Source organism: Chromobacterium sp. Beijing (assembly GCF_021496765.1).
In the GTDB taxonomy this organism is placed as follows: Bacteria; Pseudomonadota; Gammaproteobacteria; order Burkholderiales; family Chromobacteriaceae; genus Chromobacterium.
Genome location: NZ_CP053750.1, coordinates 2,731,770 through 2,745,430 on the forward strand (window position 1 = coordinate 2,731,770; position 13,661 = coordinate 2,745,430).

Annotated in this window: 17 protein-coding genes; 13 read left to right on the forward strand and 4 right to left on the reverse strand. The window is 63.2% G+C overall.

Features of this window, described 5'->3' with window-relative positions; translation table 11 throughout:
- The first annotated feature begins 66 nt into the window (after positions 1 to 66).
- The 3 genes from eno to HQN78_RS12605 all read left to right on the forward strand — a co-directional run bounded on the left by eno (position 67) and on the right by HQN78_RS12605 (position 3,530).
- On the forward strand, positions 67 to 1,350 hold the full coding sequence (gene eno, locus HQN78_RS12595) for a phosphopyruvate hydratase (RefSeq protein WP_107798326.1): 1,284 nt from the start codon (positions 67 to 69) through the stop codon (positions 1,348 to 1,350).
- Positions 1,351 to 1,354: 4 nt separating this feature from the next.
- Positions 1,355 to 1,645 (forward strand): cell division protein FtsB, encoded by a 291-nt coding sequence (gene ftsB / locus HQN78_RS12600; RefSeq protein WP_019103546.1) that lies wholly within the window; start codon positions 1,355 to 1,357, stop codon positions 1,643 to 1,645.
- Positions 1,646 to 1,724: 79 nt separating this feature from the next.
- The gene (locus tag HQN78_RS12605) at positions 1,725 to 3,530 is read left to right on the forward strand and encodes a GGDEF domain-containing protein (RefSeq protein WP_107798325.1); all 1,806 of its coding nucleotides are present in this window, start codon (positions 1,725 to 1,727) and stop codon (positions 3,528 to 3,530) included.
- 172 nt (positions 3,531 to 3,702) lie between these two features.
- Here HQN78_RS12605 and HQN78_RS12610 read toward each other — a convergent pair whose 3' ends face one another.
- The gene (locus tag HQN78_RS12610; RefSeq protein ID WP_235089797.1) at positions 3,703 to 4,002 is read right to left on the reverse strand and encodes an RnfH family protein; all 300 of its coding nucleotides are present in this window, start codon (positions 4,000 to 4,002) and stop codon (positions 3,703 to 3,705) included.
- Between the two features lies 1 nt (position 4,003).
- A complete protein-coding gene (locus HQN78_RS12615) occupies positions 4,004 to 4,441 on the reverse strand; it encodes a type II toxin-antitoxin system RatA family toxin (protein WP_107798323.1) in 438 nt (145 codons plus the stop codon).
- A 196-nt stretch (positions 4,442 to 4,637) separates the two neighbouring features.
- On the opposite strand from HQN78_RS12615, the gene smpB reads away from it, so the two are divergent.
- The 7 genes from smpB to HQN78_RS12650 all read left to right on the forward strand — a co-directional run bounded on the left by smpB (position 4,638) and on the right by HQN78_RS12650 (position 9,790).
- Positions 4,638 to 5,093 carry an SsrA-binding protein SmpB gene (gene smpB / locus HQN78_RS12620; protein ID WP_081546054.1) on the forward strand — a complete coding sequence of 152 codons (456 nt, stop codon included), beginning with the start codon at positions 4,638 to 4,640 and terminating at the stop codon, positions 5,091 to 5,093.
- Positions 5,093 to 5,446 carry a hypothetical protein gene (locus tag HQN78_RS12625; protein WP_107798322.1) on the forward strand — a complete coding sequence of 118 codons (354 nt, stop codon included), beginning with the start codon at positions 5,093 to 5,095 and terminating at the stop codon, positions 5,444 to 5,446. The genes smpB and HQN78_RS12625 overlap by 1 nt, the downstream gene beginning before the upstream one ends.
- Positions 5,447 to 5,532: 86 nt before the next feature.
- Entirely contained in the window at positions 5,533 to 7,116 is a 1,584-nt protein-coding gene (guaA, locus tag HQN78_RS12630; RefSeq protein ID WP_235089799.1) for a glutamine-hydrolyzing GMP synthase, read from the forward strand.
- Between the two features lie 244 nt (positions 7,117 to 7,360).
- On the forward strand, positions 7,361 to 8,668 hold the full coding sequence (locus HQN78_RS12635; protein ID WP_107798320.1) for an MFS transporter: 1,308 nt from the start codon (positions 7,361 to 7,363) through the stop codon (positions 8,666 to 8,668).
- A gap of 136 nt (positions 8,669 to 8,804) precedes the next feature.
- On the forward strand, positions 8,805 to 9,122 hold the full coding sequence (locus tag HQN78_RS12640; protein ID WP_048415023.1) for a YqjD family protein: 318 nt from the start codon (positions 8,805 to 8,807) through the stop codon (positions 9,120 to 9,122).
- A 3-nt stretch (positions 9,123 to 9,125) separates the two neighbouring features.
- Positions 9,126 to 9,515 carry a phage holin family protein gene (locus tag HQN78_RS12645; RefSeq protein WP_107798319.1) on the forward strand — a complete coding sequence of 130 codons (390 nt, stop codon included), beginning with the start codon at positions 9,126 to 9,128 and terminating at the stop codon, positions 9,513 to 9,515.
- Positions 9,512 to 9,790 (forward strand): hypothetical protein, encoded by a 279-nt coding sequence (locus HQN78_RS12650; RefSeq protein WP_107798318.1) that lies wholly within the window; start codon positions 9,512 to 9,514, stop codon positions 9,788 to 9,790. Before HQN78_RS12645 ends, HQN78_RS12650 begins: the two co-directional genes overlap by 4 nt.
- Here HQN78_RS12650 and HQN78_RS12655 read toward each other — a convergent pair whose 3' ends face one another.
- Complete coding sequence (locus tag HQN78_RS12655) at positions 9,791 to 10,783, reverse strand: hypothetical protein (RefSeq protein ID WP_235084167.1); 993 nt, start codon at positions 10,781 to 10,783, stop codon at positions 9,791 to 9,793.
- A gap of 104 nt (positions 10,784 to 10,887) precedes the next feature.
- Between HQN78_RS12655 and tadA the strand changes: the two genes are divergently transcribed.
- Genes tadA through HQN78_RS12670 form a run of 3 tightly spaced genes read left to right on the forward strand, consistent with a single transcriptional unit; the run spans position 10,888 to position 12,696 of the window.
- Positions 10,888 to 11,622, forward strand: a complete 735-nt coding sequence (gene tadA / locus HQN78_RS12660; protein WP_235084168.1) for a tRNA adenosine(34) deaminase TadA — start codon at positions 10,888 to 10,890, stop codon at positions 11,620 to 11,622.
- A 4-nt stretch (positions 11,623 to 11,626) separates the two neighbouring features.
- Entirely contained in the window at positions 11,627 to 12,283 is a 657-nt protein-coding gene (locus tag HQN78_RS12665; protein ID WP_235084169.1) for a L,D-transpeptidase, read from the forward strand.
- On the forward strand, positions 12,283 to 12,696 hold the full coding sequence (locus HQN78_RS12670) for a DUF2721 domain-containing protein (protein WP_019104308.1): 414 nt from the start codon (positions 12,283 to 12,285) through the stop codon (positions 12,694 to 12,696). Before HQN78_RS12665 ends, HQN78_RS12670 begins: the two co-directional genes overlap by 1 nt.
- Positions 12,697 to 12,781: 85 nt before the next feature.
- On the opposite strand, the gene HQN78_RS12675 is transcribed toward HQN78_RS12670, so the two are convergent.
- Positions 12,782 to 13,534 carry a class I SAM-dependent methyltransferase gene (locus HQN78_RS12675; RefSeq protein ID WP_227107147.1) on the reverse strand — a complete coding sequence of 251 codons (753 nt, stop codon included), beginning with the start codon at positions 13,532 to 13,534 and terminating at the stop codon, positions 12,782 to 12,784.
- Between the last annotated feature and the right edge of the window lie 127 nt (positions 13,535 to 13,661).

Genomic DNA, 13,661 nt, shown 5'->3' on the forward strand with positions numbered 1-13,661 from the left:
CGCAACCGGCTCCGGCCGGTTGCTTGCCCTCCGCCCGAACACAACCAGCCTTTGAAGGAAATGTAAATGAGTTCGATCATCGATGTGGTAGCTCGTGAGATTCTGGATTCGCGCGGCAATCCGACCGTGGAAGCAGACGTATTGCTGGAGTCCGGCGTCATGGGCCGCGCCGCGGTGCCCAGCGGCGCCTCCACCGGCGAAAAAGAAGCGCTGGAACTGCGCGACGGCGATAAAAGCCGCTATCTGGGCAAGGGCGTGTTGAAGGCGGTGGAAAACATCAACACCGAAATCTGCGAAGCCATCATCGGCCTCGACGCCAGCGACCAGGCCTTCATCGACAAGACCCTGATCGAGCTGGACGGCACCGAAACCAAATCCCGCCTCGGCGCCAACGCGCTCTTGGCCGTGTCCATGGCCGTGGCCCGCGCCGCCGCCGAAGACGCCGGCCTGCCGCTGTACCGCTACCTGGGCGGCGCCGGCCCGATGGCCCTGCCGGTGCCGATGATGAACGTGATCAACGGCGGCGCGCACGCCAACAACACCCTGGACATCCAGGAATTCATGATCATGCCGGTGGGCGCGCAAACCTTCCGCGAAGCGCTGCGCTGCGGCGCGGAAATCTTCCACAGCCTGAAGAAGATCTGCGACCAGAAAGGCTACGCCACCACCGTGGGCGACGAAGGCGGCTTCGCGCCCAATCTGAACAGCCACGAAGACGCGATCAAGCTGATTCTGGAAGCCATCGACGCCGCCGGCTACGTGGCCGGCCAGGACGTGATGCTGGCGCTGGACTGCGCCTCCTCCGAGTTCTACAAAGACGGCAAATACCATCTGACCGCCGAAGGCCTGCAGCTCACTTCCGAACAGTTCACCGACTACCTGGAAACCCTGGTCAACCACTACCCCATCCTCTCCATCGAGGACGGCATGAGCGAGCACGACTGGGACGGCTGGAAACTGCTGACCGAACGCCTGGGCGCCCGCGTGCAGATCGTCGGCGACGATCTGTTCGTCACCAACCCCAAGATCCTGGCCAAGGGCATCGAAGGCGGCCTCGCCAACTCGCTGCTGGTCAAGGTCAATCAGATCGGCACGCTGTCGGAAACGCTGAAAGCGGTTGATCTCGCCAAGCGTTCCCGCTATACCAGCGTTATGAGTCATCGCTCCGGCGAAACCGAAGACAGCACCATCGCGGATCTGGCCGTTGCCACCAACTGCATGCAGATCAAGACCGGCTCGCTGTCCCGCTCCGACCGCATGGCTAAATACAATCAGTTGCTGCGCATCGAAGAAGAGCTGGGCGACGCTGCCTACTATCCGGGCAAAGCTGCCTTTTACCACCTGAAGTAATCGTATGCGCTGGCTGACCCTGACTCTGGTGACAGTAATACTGGCCCTGCAATGGCCGTTGTGGTTTGGCAAAGGTAGCTGGCTCAGAGTCTGGCAGCTGGACAAGCAACTACAGGAACAGCGGGCGACCACCCAAAAGCTGGTGGCCCGCAACGCCGCGCTGGACGCGGAAGTGCGAGATTTGAAACAGGGGACGGACGCCATTGAGGAGAGAGCCCGCAATGAACTTGGCATGATTCGGAATGGTGAAGTATTTTTCCAATTGCTGGATCCGGTGAAGCCAACGCCTCGCTAAATATCCGCCCGGACCGCACTGTAGAGCTGAACAGACAACAAGAATGACGTCCGGTCTAAAAAAGTCCAAGGTTTGGGCAATGACAACACAAAACCCCATCGAAGTCGCACGAGAAACGCTCAAACAGCTGACGGTGCGCAAGCTGTTGCCGACACCGGAAAACTTTGAGCGGGTTTATCACGAGCTGACGCAAACGCCGGTCGACCGCGACAACAAGCTTGCGGTGCTGTTGCTGCGCGCATTGGAAACGCTGCCTCAAGAAAGCGTGCAGGCCAAAGTCACGCTCACCCGCCTGAAACAAGTCTGCGATGAAAACCGCTGGGAACAAGCCCCGCAACTGATCATAGACTTTTTGCGCGCCTCGCTCAGCGCCAGCCAACAGCAGCACAGCTGGGGCACGCTGATCCAGAACCTGATCCGCAATTGGGACCTGCGCTTGCCCAATATGCCTCAGCACCACAAGCAATCCACGCTGGAACGGGTGCTGATCAATTACGGCAACCAGCCCGACGAATTGAACCAGAAGCTGGCCACGCTGATCCAGAACTGGACCCAGTCCGCGCCGTCGTCCAACGGCAACGGCGCTGCCCTCCCCGATGCCTCCGCTCCCGCAAGCAGCCCCGACGACGACGCCGACGTCCCCAGCGACAGCTGGCTTGCCTGGCAGCGCACGCTGAGCTTCGCGCTCAAGCACGGCCTGGAACCGCGGCTGATCAACTATCCGGAATTGGTGGACGCGCTGGAAGCGCTGCTGGGCGAACTGAATCAAGTGGCCGACGACGCCGCGCTCAACGCCTACATGCCCAAGCTGCGGGCGTTCATGATCAAGCTGGAACTGCAATCGCAGCAGGACGACCGCCTGGTGTCGGCGATGACCAATCTGCTGCGCCTGCTGCTGGAAAACATCGCCGAGCTTAATCACTCGGACACCTATCTGGTGGGCCAGGTGCACTCGCTGCAGGACATCCTCAGCCACGAGCCGCTGTCCATGCAGCAGGTCTATCAGATGGAGTCCAGCCTCAAGGACGTGATCCGCAAGCAAGGCCAATTGAAAACCTCGCTGGACGAGGCGGCCAGCTCGCTGCGCTCCTTGCTGGACCGTTTCATCTCGCGTCTGGCGATGATGACGGACAGCACCGACGACTTCCAGAACAAGATCAAGGACCACAGCACCCGCATCAAACAGTCGCAGAACGTAGAGGAACTGGGCAGCATCATCGGCTCCCTGATGGAAGACACCTCGCTGATGCAACTGGACCTGACCCGCTCCCGCGACGAACTGCTGTCCGCCAAGGAACAGGTGGAAGCCGCCGAACAAAGAATCGCCGAACTGGAAGGCGCGCTGGAGGCCGCCAGCGCCAAGGTGCGCGAAGACCAGTTGACCGGAGCCTTCAACCGCCGCGGCCTGGCCGAACATTTCCAGCGCGAAATCAGTCGCGCCGAGCGCACCGGCGCGCCGCTGTCCGTCGCCCTGCTCGACGTGGACAACTTCAAGCAGCTGAACGATAAATACGGCCACCTGGCCGGCGACGACGCGCTGAAATACCTGGTGGACACCATCAAGCACAGCCTGCGTCCGGCCGACATCGTCGCCCGCTTCGGCGGCGAGGAGTTCGTGATCCTGATGCCGGACACGCCGGAAGACGAAGCCGTCGCCACCGTGCAGCGGCTGCAGCGCGAACTGACTAAAACCTTCTTCCTGGCCAACAACGACCGCCTGCTGATCACCTTCAGCGCCGGCGTGGCCAAATGGCATTTGGGCGAGCAAGAGGCCGACGTGCTGGAGCGCGCCGACCAGGCCATGTACCAAGCCAAGCTCAACGGCAAGAACCGCGTGCACTCGGCGGAGGAGCAGCCGCCGTCGCTGATGGCGCCGCAGCTATAAACCGCGTTTAGAACGTGTTTACGATCTCGCGAGCTAAGGTGAGACAAGGCGAAAACCGCTGAGAAAGCGGAGCGCACACACAGTACATGAGCATTTCGAAGTGATTTTCAACGCCGTATCGCCGACGCGCAGCAGATCGTAAACAGGTTCTTAGACATCCTCTCGGCGGCGGCTAGTGCCCGCCGCCTTTTTTCATCTGTTTTCCCGCCTCGGCGCGCTGCCGCCTCACCGTCTTGGGGTCCGCGATCAAGGGCCGGTAAATCTCCACCCTATCGTGCTCGCGCAACGGCGCGTCGTCCTTGACCGCCTTGCCGAAGACGCCCAGCTTCAGGCTCTCCGTCTCCAGTTGCGGGAAGCGCGCCAGCAAACCCGACAACTCCGCCGCCTGGCGCGCGGTCGTTCCCGCCGCCACCTGCAAGACCACCAGCTCCTGACGCTCGGGCAAGGCCAACACCACTTCCACCTGCATCAGCTCAGTCATCGCCGTACACCTTGTCGGCTTCCTTGATGAAGGCGTCCACCAGGGTGCCGGAAATATGGCCGAACACCGGCCCGATGATCATCTCCAAAATCTTGCTGGAAAACTGGTAGCTGAGACGGAACTCCACTTTGCAGCCAATCTCGCCCAAGGGCTTGAAGTGCCAGCGCCCTTCCAAATGCTCGAACGGCCCGTCCACCAGTTCCATCAGGATGGCCTCGTCCGCTTGATTGGTGTTGCGGGTGGTGAAGTGCTGCTTCACCTTCAGGTAATCGATGTGCAGGCTGGCCACCACCTGATCGCCCTCGCGCGACAACACCTCGGCCTTGCCGCACCAGGGCAGGAACCGGCTGTAATGCTCGATATCGTCCACCAGCGCAAACATCTGCGCCGGCGTATGCGCCACCAACACGCTTTTTTCAACCACCTGCATCCATTGCTCGCTTATCGTCACCGCTGTCCCGTCTTTGCCACGGGAATCGTCAGCATCGGTAAAAACCTCAAGTTTAACAAAATCCGGCGCGCCCCACCCTGCCTCCCGTCAAAGCGCTGTATTTTCATGGCTTTGGCAAGCCGCCGGCTTCTGGTACAATGGAGGATTAATTCCACAGATTACTCCGATAGCCGACATGAGCATCATCCAGAACCGCAAGGCCTTCCACGACTACTTCATCGAGGAAAAGCTCGAAGCCGGGCTCGTGCTGGAAGGTTGGGAAGTCAAGGCCATCCGCGCCGGCCGCGTCCAGTTGAAGGAAAGCTACGTGGACTGGAAAAACGGCGCCTTCTGGCTGATCGGCTGCCACATCACGCCGCTGCAATCCGCTTCCACCCACGTCAAGGCCGACCCGGTGCGCCCGCGCAAACTGCTGCTGTCGCAAGAACAGATCAACCGCTTCATCGGCAAGGTGGAACGCGCCGGCTACACCATGATGGCGCTGGACCTGCACTACACCCGCGGCAACATCAAGGTCGAAGTGGGGCTGGCCAAGGGCAAGAAGCTGCACGACAAGCGCGACACCGAAAAAGACCGCGAATGGCAGCGCGAAAAACAGCGCTTCATGAAAAACCAGCGTGGAGCCGCCTGATGAACCGCAGCGCGGCCCTGCCCATCGTGCTGATTTGCCTGGGATCGGTCTGGTTCCTGAAAAGCACCTCGCTGCTGCCCAACACCGCCACCTTGCTCTCTCTGTTGCTGGCCGCCGCGGGCGTTTTGCTCTTCGTCGTGGACGGCTTCAACAAATCCACCCTGGTCACCAGCCCGCTGCTGATCTACGCCGGCGGCGCCATCTACCTCTACGACGCGGTAGGCCTGCGCCCCAGCCATCTGCTGTCCTTCGGCATGATCCTCGCCGGACTGCTGATGCTGCTGGCCCGCAGCGAACACGTGCCGGAGCGCAGCCGCAGATTCCGGCTGCCGTCTCGGGACGGCGAACAATGAAAGCAGGCCCGCGCCGCCGCGCGCCCAGCCGCCTGCGACATTATCTCAATCATCACGGCCGCACGGCCCACAACATTTCCTGAAGGATAGGCATGGACAAAGTCCTCATTCTCGATTTCGGCTCTCAGGTCACCCAACTGATTGCCCGCCGCGTACGCGAAGCTCACGTTTACTGTGAGCTTCATTCGTTTGACATGCCGCTGGAAGAAATCCGCGCCTTCGCGCCCAAAGCCATCATCCTCTCCGGCGGCCCCAACTCGGTGTACGAATCCGACTACCAGGCCGATCCGGCGCTGTTCGAACTCGGCGTTCCGGTGCTGGGCATCTGCTACGGCATGCAGTTCATGGCCCAGACCTTCGGCGGCAAAGTGGAAGCCGGCGACAAGCGCGAGTTCGGCTACGCCCAGATCAAGGCCCGCCATCACTCCAAACTGCTGGAAGGCCTGCAAGATCAGGTGGACGACGCCGGCAACGGCTTCCTCGACGTCTGGATGAGCCATGGCGACAAGGTCACCGGCCTGCCGCCGGGCTTCAACGTCATCGCCGAAACCCCGTCCTGCCCGATCGCGGCCATGGCCGACGAGAGCCGCGGCCTCTACGGCGTGCAGTTCCATCCGGAAGTGACCCACACCAAGCGCGGCACGGAAATAATCCATCGCTTCGTGCTGCACGTGGCCGGCTGCAAACCCAGCTGGACCATGCCCAACTACATCGACGAAGCGGTAAAGAAGATCCGCGAGCAAGTGGGCGACGAAGAAGTCATCCTCGGCCTGTCCGGCGGCGTGGACTCCTCGGTGGCCGCCGCGCTGATCCACCGCGCCATCGGCCCGCAACTGACCTGCGTCTTCGTCGATCACGGCCTGCTGCGCCTGAACGAAGGCAAGATGGTGATGGAAATGTTCGCGCAGAACCTGGGCGTGAAAGTGGTTCACGTGCAGGCGGAAGCCGACTTCATGAGCAAGCTCGCCGGCGAGAGCGACCCGGAGAAGAAGCGCAAGATCATCGGCGCGGAATTCATCGAGGTGTTCGACCGCGAATCCGGCAAGCTCAGCAACGCCAAATGGCTGGCCCAGGGCACCATCTACCCGGACGTGATCGAATCCGCCGGCGCCAAGACCAAGAAGGCCCACACCATCAAGAGCCACCACAATGTGGGCGGCCTGCCGGAAGACATGAACCTCAAGCTGCTGGAGCCGCTGCGCGAGCTGTTCAAGGATGAAGTGCGCCAATTGGGCGTCGCGCTCGGTCTGCCGCACGACATGGTCTACCGCCACCCCTTCCCGGGCCCGGGCCTGGGCGTGCGCATCCTGGGCGAAGTGAAGAAAGAGTACGCCGATCTGCTGCGCCAGGCCGACGCCATCTTCATCGAAGAACTGCGCAACACCGTGGACGAGAAGAGCGGCAAGAACTGGTACGAACTGACCAGCCAGGCCTTCGCCGTGTTCCTGCCGGTGAAATCGGTGGGCGTGATGGGCGACGGCCGCACTTACGACTACGTCGTCGCGCTGCGCGCCGTGGTCACCAGCGACTTCATGACCGCTCACTGGGCGGAGCTGCCGTACAGCCTGCTGGGCCGCGCGTCCAACCGCATCATCAACGAGGTCAAGGGCATCAACCGCGTGGTGTACGACGTGTCCGGCAAGCCGCCGGCCACCATCGAGTGGGAATAAGCGCCCTCCTCTCAACCCCGGCAGACGCCGGGGTTTTTTCTTGTCCGCGCCCGGCGCAATTTATGCCGTTAAAATGCAATTGACTATCGCAACATTTCCCGACACGCGCTAAACTGGCGGCATGTTTGCCATACCGCCATATTCGCATTGCCTTAAGCAGATTCCAGCCCTGCGTCCAGCCCTTGCCGGCGCGCATTGAATCCGACTCCAGCCCCTCCTTCGCGCCACCGTCATCCGAACCGTCATGAACGCCATCGCCACGCCCGCCGCCGCACTTTCACGCTCCGACTACCGCACCCTGGGACTGGCCGCGCTGGGCGGCGCGCTCGAAATCTACGACTTCATCGTCTTCGCCTTCTTCGCCGCCACGCTCAGCCAATTGTTCTTCCCGCCGCAGATGCCGGAATGGCTGCGCCTGCTGCAAACCTTCGGCATCTTCGCCACCGGCTACCTGGCGCGGCCGCTGGGCGGCATCCTGATGGCCCACTTCGCCGACCGCCTGGGCCGCAAGCGCATGTTCAGCCTCAGCATGCTGATGATGGCCGGCCCCTGTCTGCTGATCGGCCTGCTGCCCACTTACGCCCAGATCGGCTATCTGGCGCCGCTGCTGCTGCTGTGCCTGCGGCTGCTGCAAGGCGCGGCGGTGGGCGGCGAGGTGCCCAGCGCCTGGACCTTTGTCGCCGAACACGCGCCGGCGCGCCATCGCGGCTACGCGCTGGGCCTGTTGCAAGCCGGCCTGACCATGGGCTATCTGCTGGGCGCGCTGACCGCCACCCTGCTGGCCGAAGTCTTCAGCCCTCAGCAAATGCAAGACTATGCCTGGCGAATTCCGTTCCTGCTCGGCGGCCCGCTCGGCCTGTTCGGCGTCTGGCTGCGCCGCTGGCTGAATGAAACGCCGGTATTCCTGTCCCTGCGTTCTCAACGGCAGGAGCGCGCCTACCCGCTGCTGGAAGTGCTGCGCGCGCACCGGAGCACCCTGCTGCCGGCGGCGCTGCTGACCTGCGTGCTGACTTCGGCCGTGGTGATTCCGGTGGTGGTCACCCCCACCTTGCTGCAGCAGCACTTCGCCTGGCCGGCCAAGGACGCCTTCGCCCTGGGCAGCCTCGGCATCGTCTTCCTCAACATAGGCTGCGTGATCGCCGGCCGCGTCACCGACCGCGTCGGCCCGTTGCGCAGCCTGATCCTCTACAGCCTGTTGTTGCCCGTGGGCGTGGGCCTGCTCTACGCCAGCCTGATCGGCGGCTGGCGCTGGCCCGGCCTCGCCTACGCCGTCGCCGGCCTGTGCTGCGGCATCGTCGGCGTGGTGCCCTCGGCGATGATCAGTCTGTTTCCCGCCGACATCCGCGTCTCCGGCATCGCCGTCACCTACAACATCGCTTATTCGCTGTGGGCCAGCGCCGCGCCGCTGCTGCTGATCGCCGCCACCCCCTGGAGCCCCTGGATCTCGGCCCTGTTCAGCCTGGCCATGGGCGGCGTGGGCTTGTACGCGGCCAGCCGTTTCCGCGCGCCACGGCTTCCGCAGTGGGAAAACGTCGCCTACGGCCGGATTTGACGCAGGCGAAAGCGGTCAAATCCAGTGTTTGACGTCATTGGCCCAGCCTGATAGGTTCATGGTAGCCAGCTTGATTGCTGCACCGCGAGAGTCGTGCCTTCGCGGAATTCCCATTCATTTTCACCAGGAGATCTTTATGTCCAATGCCGCTGCAATCGCCAAGGAAAAAGAACAATTACTGGATGACGTGCGCCAGGTTCTGGTCAGCACCGAAGAGCTGATCGACGCCTCGCTGGACGATGGCAGCCAGAAAAGCAAGGAAATCCGCCAGCGCGTCAACGAAAAGCTGAAGCTCGCCAAGGCCAAGTTGCTGGACGCCGAGCAAGTGGTGGTCGGCAAGGCCAAGGTCGCCGCCAAAGCGACCGATCAATACGTGCATGAAAACCCGTGGAAATCCATCGGCATCGCCGCCGGCGTCGCCTTCCTGCTGGGCATGCTGGTTTCCCGCCGCTAAGGCATGCCGCAACGCCAATCTCCGCCCCGCCCCGGCAGCCTGCGCTCCTTCGCCGGCGGGGTGGCTTCCTTGCTGCTGACCCGGGCGGAACTGCTGTCGCTTGAAGCTCAGGAACTGAAAGACGACATCATCGGCAGCCTGTTCACCGGCATGCTGGCGCTGATCCTGATCGCCGTGGGCCTGATGGCGGGCCTGCTGCTGGTCTGGACGCTGACTCCGCCGACGCTGCGCGCCTGGGCGCTTGCCGCCTGCGCGCTGCTGTTCTGCGGCGCGGGCGCCTGGCTGGCCTTCCGTCTTCGTCGACGGCTGCGCGAGCAAGGACCGGCCTTCGCCACCACATTGGAAGAAGTGCGCAAGGACTGGGCGGCCTTGGGCGGCGGAGACGCGCCGTGAACCCGAGAGACCGCGCCATCAAGAAACAATTGCTGGTGATGAAGGGCGAAGCGCTCAGGGTCAAGCTGCGCCTGGAGCTGGACACCCTGCGCCGCCATCCTCTCGGCGCCGCTGGAGAAGGCCTGAAAGCCTGGGGCCGGCACCGCGGGCTCGGCAAGATTCTGGCCGTGCTCGGCAGCCTGCTGCCGCCGGGCGGAAGGTTGCAATCCTGGCTGGGCACCGGCGCGCGGCTTTGGGCGCTGTGGCAGCTGGGACGCCGCTGGCTGCGCCGCTGATCAAGCCTGGACGTTCACACCCCCGCCGGCTTCCGCCTCAAGGTGGACCTGGACGTCCATCTCCCCGTTCTCCGACACTTCCCCGGTCGCCAACATCTTCTCGATGCCGGCCATGTCCTTGTCCATCTCCTTCATCATTTTCCTGAGCTCTTGATCGGCCTGCAGTTGACGCGTCTGCTGCTTGAGCCAGTTTTGCAGCTGCTTCAACTTCATCATGATGTCCTGGATCACCCGGTCGCCCGCCACCGGATTGCCGCCGGCCAGCGGATTGCCCCCGCCGGCGCGCGGCGTTGCGCCGTCGTCGCGCGCGGCCGCTCCCGCGCTTTTGTCGCCATTGGCCGCGGCCGCGTCGCCACGCGCGCCGGCGGCCGACGCATTGCCTTCCCCATCCTTTGCCTGCCGCGTTTCGTCCTCGGCGGTTTGCGCCTTGGCTTCAATCTGCGCCTGGGCGGCGGCGCCGGAAACGTCTCCGCCGCCGCTGGTCGAGTCCGGCGCGGCCTCGCTCGAAGCCGCCGCGCTTGCCGCCACCGCCGCGTCTCCGCCTACGCTGATCGGCATCATCGAATCGGCGGCGTTCTGCGTCATGCTGGCCACCAGCTGCTTGAGTTCCTTGACCGCGCGCGCCAGCTCCGCCGCCAGCGCTTTCAGGCTGGCCTTGTCCCGGCCCGCCATCTGCGCCATCTGCAGCAACATATCCACCTTCTTTTTCAGCATCTCCTTCTGCATGCCATCCACTTCGGGCGAACGCTTGGGCAAGGGCCGCAAGGTCACCTTCAATTGCTGCATGAACTTGCCCAAGCTTTGCTGCAAGGAGGATTGCAACTGCTGACGCGCTTGTTGCGCCGGACCAGCCTGCAAGGAAGCCGTTGGAGCGGCGGTCTGGGCCGTTGCGGACTCGGCGGACGCAGCTGAAGCCGCTGGCGCGGCGCGACCGGCCGGCGGCTTGGATTGGGACAGCGCATAGGAGGCAGAATAGGGCTTTATCACGGGCATATAAGAAAAAACCTATGGTTATGACATTCTATCGGCCGTGCAGGGGATTTCTTTACGCTAAAATCGACATCATGCAAGACAAACCCGTCCCACCCGCTGAAACCATGGCGAGCCGCGCTCAGCTGGCCTCGCCCCCCTTGCCGCCCGCGGCCATCGCCTGGCTCGCCGAAATCGGCATTGTAGACGTCGACGCCCTGAGGCAACGCGGCCCGGTCCTGGCTTTCTTGCAATTGAAAAGCCGCGGACGCACCGCCACCCGAAAGCTGTTGTTCGCGCTGGAGGCCGCCTGCCGCGGCATTCATTGGAACCAACTCGGCGACGAAGCCAAAGACGCCTTGCTGCGGCAATTGGCCGCGCATCCGCCCGTGGCCGCCCCGCCGCCCGAGGCCGAGATCGCCCGCCATCTGGCGCTGGCCCTGGAGCTGGCCGCCCAGGCCGGTTCGGAGGGAGAGATTCCGGTGGGCGCCGTCGTCGTCCGGCAAGGCGAAGTGATAGGACGCGGCTACAATCAACCTATAGGCCGACGCGACCCCAGCGCCCACGCCGAGATCATGGCCCTGCGCGACGCCGCCGGCCTGCTGGGCAATTACCGCCTGGACGGCTGCGATCTGTACGTGACGCTGGAACCCTGTCTGATGTGCAGCGGCGCCATCATGCACGCCCGCATCGCCCGCGTGATTTACGGCGCGCCCGACGCCAAGACCGGGGCCGCCGGCAGTGTGCTGGACGTTTTCGCCGACAGCCGCCTCAATCACCACGCCGCGGTGTTCGGCCAGCAACAGGCGGATGCCTGCGCGCAACCGTTGACGGCGTTTTTCCAAACCCGTCGGAAAGGCTGATGCCATGCTGCGACTGATGCTCGCCCTGTCCTTGAGCGCGTCCGCCTTCGCCGGCGACGCGGAAGACGACGCCGCGCTGGCGATGGACCCATTGGCGGCGGCGGCTTTCGCGGTTCAGCAGCAGGCCGCCGCGCCCTTGCTGGACACCTCCCCCAATCCGCGCCATTACGGCGCGCCCTGGATTCTGGTCGGCGTGCGCAGCCAGACCCTGCGCCGTTACGACGGCTGGGGGCTGTTGCAACGCGAATATCAGGTGTCCACCGCGCGCAAGGGCGTGGGAGAAGTCAGCGGCAGCTACCAGACCCCGCGCGGCTGGCACCGGGTCTGCGAACGCATCGGCGCCGGCGTGGAAGCCAACACCATTATTTTCCGCCGCAAAGTGACGCCCTGGAAGTACACGCCGGAACTGCACGTCCAGTACCCGAACAAGGACTGGATCCTCACCCGCATTCTGTGGCTGTGCGGCGAAGAGCCCGGCAAGAACCAAGGCGGCGAAGTAGACAGTTATAATCGAGCCATTTACATCCACGGTGCCGGGGACCACGTGCCCTGGGGCACCCCCACCTCCCTCGGCTGCGTCCGCATGAAGAACCCGGACGTAATCGAACTGTTCGACGCCACCGACAACGGCATTGATGTCCTGATTGATGAGAACGCCTGATGCACTCCGCGCTGACCCTGACCACGCCCGCCCTGCTGTTTCCCGCCATTTCCCTGCTGTTGCTGGCCTATACCAACCGTTTTCTCGGCCTGGCCGGCATCATTCGCAATCTGTACGAGGAGTACCGCGATAGCCAGGACCCCAAGATCCTGCGCCAGATCGGCAATCTGCGCACCCGCATCACCTTGATCAAATGGATGCAATGCCTGGGCATCGCCAGCCTGTTTCTATGCACGGTGGCGATGTTCCAGGTTTATACCGGCTGGCAGGCTTGGGGGGAGCTGACTTTCGGCATCAGCCTGCTGTGCATGATTTGCTCGCTGGCGGTGTCGCTGATCGAACTGCTGCGTTCGTCCGACGCGCTCAACATCCTGCTGTCCGATCTGCAAGCGGAATACGACAAGCGGCGCTGAAAACCGGCCCGCCGCAGGCTACGCGCGGCGGGCGGTGCTGGATTGCTTGCGCCGGCAGATGGCGCGGAATCGGTTTTAGAACCCGTTACGCCGGGCGCCGCGCCACCAGCAGGCTCAGCGGCATGCTGACCCGGCACACCTGATCGCCATCGCCCCAGGCGCGGGCGATGCGGCTGGAGGCATCGTCCAGCACATGCTCGCCCAGGGTCTGTTTGCACAGCTTGCTGGCGGACAGCGTGTTGAGAAAGCCCAGGTATTGCTCCAGCGTCCAATCGCAATCAATCGCCAGATCCGGCGTTTCCAGCACAGGCAGCGGGCAGCCCGCCGTGCTGTAGCCGTCCCACAGTATCTGGCAGCGGCTGGACCAGAACGGTTCGATGATAGACGTCAAAATCGCCGCGGCGCGATCCACTTCGGGAGACACCCTGCATAGATGATAACCCCAGGCGGCGAACACGCCGCCCGGCTTGAGCACCCGTCCCACCTCCGGCCAGAACGACGGGAAATGAAACCAATGCAAAGCCTGCGACACCGTGATCAGATCGAAGGCGGCGTCGTCGAACGGCGTGACCTCGGCCGGACACTCGCGGTAATACACCTGATTATGCGCCTCGGCCTGACCCAGCTGCGCGGAGCTGATGTCCGTGGCGTCCACGCGCGCGAAACTGTCCCCCAACCTCACCGCGGTCTGACCGTTGCCGGTGGCGCAATCCCAGGCTCGCCCATATTCGGCGCACTGCGGCAATAGCCACTGATACAAGGCCTCCGGATACGCCGGACGAAACCGGGCGTATAAATCCGAATACAGGCTGAAAGTAGCAACGGAATTGGATAGCATGTTCGCTCTCTACAATTGCTGTAGCTTTCCATTAGATGACAGCCTAGACCGTCATGTCCATTCGTCATAACAGACGTTCACAATATATTTCAGCCCAGGCGCATTCTCAAGCCGCCCGCAATGCGGG